The following is a 1,446-nucleotide window of genomic DNA, read 5'->3' as shown; positions in this document are numbered from 1 at the left end:
GACATCGACCGCGACCTAGCCAAACTCGACGCTGACAAAAAAGACTACCAAAAGAAACTAGAAGAATATAAAGATAAATTACAAAACGATAAAATCGAGGAGGCTTTTGGTCAATCAATTGAGGTAGTTAGAAAAATAGAAAGTAAAGAAAAATCCGTAATCAATGAATATAAAAAAATTATCGACGAATTAAATGAAAAAAGAAATGAAATCACAGATATTCCAAAATTACAAAACGAACAAGCTGATTTAGAAGAAGAACTAGAAGACAAAGAAGTTGAAATAGAAACTCTAAAAGAACAACTGAAATTAAAAAATCCTAAATACGCTCTTGCTCAACAACGAATCCAACAAAAACGACAACATAAAATTCCTGAAATGGTTATGATTCCTAATAAATAAAACTTTTTTAAACAATTTAATTCATAAAATTGTATAATGGTAATATATTCAAATTTCGATATTTGATAATAATCACTATTATCAGAAGGGAAATGAAATTGATGAATACTAGTAATTTTTTCAAAAAACATTTAGTAATTATAATCATTATTATAGCAGTTATTGTTGGTATTGCCCTTCATTACAAAACAAACAATTATTTAAAACAAGAAGAAAAAGAATTTTTGGATAATTACGATCTAGATTCCGAAACTCAAAGAAAAATTAAAGAAAAAATACAATCTTTAAATAAATTAGATACAGAATGTTTTGATTTATTACAAAATTATATAGTTAAAAATAATTTAGATCCTTCAAATCCTAGAATAGAAGGGCCACCAGCTATGCAATTGACATTTCTAAATATGGTCTTAACCCGTTTACAAAATGCATTTGATTTTCAAAGAGTAATCGAAAATAAAATAGATGTTGAAATTCATATAAAAAATTCAATTATTGAAGATAATTTTTATGAAGATGATTTTAAAAAATTAGAAGAAGAAATAAAAGAATTCAAAGAAAAATATTTAAATGATAAAACTACTAGTAAAACTGAAAAACCTAAATTCATAACTACTAAAGATCGTTTTTACCAAATAAAATCTTATGTGTTTTCGGAAAACAACAATCAAATTTTATTACCAAATGATCTTTCTGAACAAGAAAAAAATGAAATTTTAGAAATAAGAGAATTTCGAAAACAAACATTAGAATATATAAGAGAAAATAAAAAAGTTATCGACGAATATCAACAAAAATGCGATGAATATAACACCAAAATCCAAGAAATAAAAGGCCAATACCCATCATTAAAATCTCAAAAAGAACAATTAGAACAACAATTAAAAAACAAAACAGCCGAAATTAATAAATTAAAATATCAACTGGGAGAAATTAGTCCTATTTACGCAAAAACACTTAAAAAACTCTCAAATATTGAAATTATCAACCCTAAAACCTCCAATCCAGAAATAGAAACCAGACTAAAGGCCGAAATCAAAAAAT

At 25.1% G+C, this 1,446-nt stretch carries 2 pseudogenes; both read left to right on the top strand.

Annotated features, from left to right (window positions below):
* A pseudogene (locus RI68_RS04015) lies at positions 1 to 402 on the top strand (DNA double-strand break repair protein Rad50); the annotation flags it as partial.
* A 101-nt stretch (positions 403 to 503) separates the two neighbouring features.
* Positions 504 to 1,446: pseudogene (locus RI68_RS03540) on the top strand (hypothetical protein); the annotation flags it as partial.

The sequence above is a fragment of the Vaccinium witches'-broom phytoplasma str. VAC genome, assembly GCF_000309405.1.
GTDB lineage: Bacteria > Bacillota_I > Bacilli_A > Acholeplasmatales > Acholeplasmataceae > Phytoplasma.
Note: the sequence above shows the minus strand (reverse complement) of the source record. Positions and strands in the feature narration are given on the sequence as shown.